This window comes from Hymenobacter sp. AT01-02, from assembly GCF_000961955.2.
GTDB classification, from domain to species: Bacteria; Bacteroidota; Bacteroidia; order Cytophagales; family Hymenobacteraceae; genus Hymenobacter; species Hymenobacter mucosus.
Genome location: NZ_JZIR02000110.1, coordinates 1 through 3,271, shown reverse-complemented (window position 1 = coordinate 3,271; position 3,271 = coordinate 1). Strand labels below are relative to the sequence as shown.

Below are 3,271 nucleotides of genomic sequence, written 5' to 3'. Positions count from 1 at the left end.
TCCTCCGTAAGACGGACCTTCCTGCACCAACTCCTTCACAATGCGGCAGAAATTGGTGTTGTAAGGCGTCATGGCCATATCAATGCCCGCATCAATGCACCGGAAAGTGGCTTCTTTCTCGTTGGGCTCGGTTTTCTGCACCGTCACAAGGCGTAGAATGTCTTGCCAGTCGGTTACAGCCACGCCTTTAAAGCCCATTTGTGTGCGCAACAAGTCAGTTAGAATCCGTCGGGAGGAGTGCACCGGCTCGCCGTTAATCTCGCCGCTGTTCACCATCACCGACATCAAACCCGCGTCAATAGCCGCCTGAAACGAAGGCCGGAAAAACTCCTGCAAGCGCTGGTCCGGAATGAGCGCGTTGGTGCGGTCCCAGCCATTGCGCGGGTCCGAGTAGCCCAGAAAGTGCTTGCCGCAGCCAGCCACTTTGTAGGGCAGAATATCCTTATTGCTTTGCAGTTCTGTCACGTAGGCGGCACCTAGCTCCGCGGCCACCAGCGGGTCTTCGCCGTAGGTTTCGTAGAAGCGCGGCCAGTACACGTTCAAGCCCAGGTCGAGCACGGGCGCAAACACCCAAATGTGCCTAGGTCAGCAGATTCCATGACGGTGGCGCGGGCCTCCTGGCGGGCAAACTCGGGGTTGAAGGTAGCCCCTAGGTTGATGTTGTGCGGAAAAATGGCCGCCCCGCTCACGTAGCTCGCCCCGTGCATGTGGTCGATGCCGTAGATAATGGGGACGTGCAACCGCGACTCGCGCATGGCAATGCGCTGCAACGCCGTGAGCGTGCGCAGCCACTGCGCCGGCGGCACTGCCTCACCATTCAGGAAAGACCCCACCCCGTACTCGCGAATAAACGGCACCAGCTTGGCCGAGTCGAGGCTGACGTCCTTCTGCTCGCCGGTGTGGTTGATGGCGGCATTCGTAATCTGCGTCATCTGCCGATTTTCTCCTCCAGCGTCATCTCGCGCAGTAGCTTCGCCACACGAGGGCTCCACTGCGGGGCCGTAGGCGTGCCCGCCGCCGGAGTTAGCCACCGGCGTGCTGGCCGTGGCGGCCGAGGTAGGAAGGCCAGTGCGCTGGCAAGCCGCCAGCAAAGCCGCCGCCCCAACGAATGCCGGCGACGACGCAGTAGCGAAAGGAGTGTAATTTTTTGAGGTAAGAAGCAGCGAACTGGGAGGGCATCGGTAAGGGGTATGAAGAAGTAGTTGAGGCGGCCTAAGTAGGCCGCTAGGTGGTTTAGAAAGCGTCGGCCAGAGTTTTGATGGTAAGGGGTGCTTGCGTAGCTCGGCAAGCGAGGTGGTACCTTCGCTCTTGAACGTCAACGTTTTGGTTTGGCCGGGCAGCAGGTCGAAGTAGTTGTCGTCAAAAAAGCCGTCGTCCTGGCTCAGCGACAGCCACACTTCGCGGGCGAGGGCCTTGCTCTTGAGCGTCACCTGGTAGGTGCTGTCGGTGGTTTGCTGCCACGTGGCGCTGATATTGGCTTTGGGCAACGCCATTTCTTTGGGGAGGGCGAAGTAGTGCGTGTTGGTCGAGAGCGTCTTATTGCTGGCCGTCAACTCGCAGGTTAGCACCACGCGTTTGGGGTCGTGGCCTTTCAGCAGCTTGGCTTTTTGCACATCCAAGTACACTTGGCTGGTCAGCGGCGCCACTTGCACGGGGGTATCCTGCTTGTACAGCACCTTGCCACCAAGGTCGAGCAGGCGCACTTGCAGGGTAGCTGGCGTAGCGTTGTGCGGTCCGATACCACGTACACGCGCACGTTGTCGCCCTCTTCGTGGGGGCTCACTAGCACCGGCTCATAAAAACGCTTGGCGTAGTATTGCAGCGCCTTCCACCGCCCGTAGTAGTCGATACTCGACCACGAGGCCACGCCCCAGCAGTCATCGAGCTGCCAGTACATCGAGCCCATAGTGCGGGGGCGACTGCGACGCAAGTGTTCGGCGCTCAGCTTAATGGCTTGGGCTTGGAGTACTTGGCTCACGTACAGGAAGGAAGCGAAGTCTTTAGGTTCCTTGTAATCGCGCAGCAGGTACTCCTTCAGGCGCGGGTTGCCCACGGCGCTACGCTGGTGCTCCTTCATCACCGGGGAGGCAATGTCATGATCGGCGGGCACAGTGAACTGTTCCACCGATTTCAGCTCCGGGAACGACTGGAAACCGTATTCGCTCATAAAGCGCGGCACCTGCTTTTCGTAGTCCGAAATGGGGGCCGTGCCGCCCCATACGTCCCAGTAGTGCATGTCGCCATTGGTTTGCGAACCGGCCATGTCCTCAAAGTCGGCCGAGGGGCTCGACGACCAGTAAGGGCGGCTAGGGTCCTCCGTCTTCAGCACCGTCGGAATCAGGTCGCGGTAGAGCTTGAGGTAGTTGCTCCACACTTCCAGCTTGTGGTTGCCCATTTTTTCGGGCACGCCCCACTGCTGCCAGGCCACTTCGTTCTCGTTGTTGCCCACCCAAATGGCAATGCTCGGGTGGTCGCGCAGGCGGCGCACCTGGTAGGTGACTTCCTCGCGCACGTTGTTATTAAACGCGTCGTCGCCAGGGTAGAACGAGCAGGCAAACAGAAAATCCTGCCACACCAGCAAGCCCATTTCGTCGCAGGTGTCGTAGAAATACTGGTTTTCGTAGATGCCGCCGCCCCACACGCGCACCATGTTCATGTTGCAGTCTTTGGCAGCTTGCAACAGCTTATGGTAGCGCTGGTTGGTCACGCGCGTCTGGAAAATGTCAGCTGGAATCCAGTTCACGCCTTTGGCGAAAATCGGAATGCCATTCACCACAAACTCGAAGGATTTGCCGTAGGCGTCCTTCTCGCGGCGCAGCTCCACGGTGCGCAAGCCAATACGGGTGCCTGCATCATCGAGGGGTTTGCCGTTTTGCAGCAACTGCGCTTTGAAAGAATAAAGCGGCTGGGCGCCGTAGCCAGCTGGAAACCAGAGTTGCGGGTTAGGTAGGCGCAGGTCGGCCGTTACATCGTGGCGGTTGGGCTGCAAGGTGACGGCCTGTTCTACCCGGGGGCCAGGCTTGCCGTCGGGGCCAGTCGTTTCGACCACCAAGGTAGCCGGCCCGCTAGCGGCAGCGGCGCCCTCGTATGTCATAACCAAGTTAAGCTGCGCGGCCTGCGTACTCAGTTGGCGCTGCACTACGTGAAAATCGGTGATTTTGGCTGCGTCCCAGGCTTCGAGCTGCACTGGCTGCCAGATGCCGGAGGTAACAAACCTAGGCCCCCAGTCCCACCCGTAGTGGTAGGGGGCCTTGCGGGTGTAGGGGCTCAG

Annotated in this window: 3 protein-coding genes; all 3 read right to left on the bottom strand. The window is 59.7% G+C overall.

What is annotated here, in order from left to right; genetic code table 11:
- A partial coding sequence (locus VI25_RS27970) for a glycoside hydrolase family 3 protein (RefSeq protein WP_161806999.1) occupies positions 1-570 on the bottom strand: 570 nt, incomplete at its 3' end.
- Positions 540-1,703: a glycoside hydrolase family 2 protein gene (locus tag VI25_RS27965; RefSeq protein WP_055562780.1), complete on the bottom strand. Its 1,164-nt coding sequence runs from the start codon at positions 1,701-1,703 to the stop codon at positions 540-542. The genes VI25_RS27970 and VI25_RS27965, both read right to left, overlap by 31 nt.
- Positions 1,634-3,271, bottom strand: a 1,638-nt coding sequence (locus tag VI25_RS20280; RefSeq protein WP_161806998.1) for a glycoside hydrolase family 2 protein, incomplete at its 5' end; no start/stop codon positions are given. The genes VI25_RS20280 and VI25_RS27965, both read right to left, overlap by 70 nt.